General features: G+C 66.5%; 1 pseudogene. It reads right to left on the bottom strand.

The features are described from left to right. A pseudogene (locus AB8M46_RS39955) lies at positions 1–257 on the bottom strand (lipoyl synthase); the annotation flags it as partial.

The following is a 257-nucleotide window of genomic DNA, read 5'->3' as shown; positions in this document are numbered from 1 at the left end:
ACGTTGTGCGCCAGAACCTCCGGCCGCGAACCGAACACCTCCGCCAGCTGCTCCGGATCCGCGTTGAAATCCGGAATCAACAGCTCCACACCCGTACCCGGGTTCAACGCATGGATCTGACGGACGGTCTCCGCGTACAGCCACGCACCGCCATCCTCCAGATCGTCACGCGCCACACCGGTCACCGTCGAGTAGCGCAAGCCCATCGCCTGCACCGACTCCGCCACCTTGCGCGGCTCGGTCCGGTCCAGCGCCTC

Source organism: Amycolatopsis sp. SB7-3, assembly GCF_041021335.1.
Taxonomy (GTDB): Bacteria; Actinomycetota; Actinomycetes; order Mycobacteriales; family Pseudonocardiaceae; genus Amycolatopsis; species Amycolatopsis japonica.
This window is presented reverse-complemented; position numbering and strand designations above follow the sequence as displayed.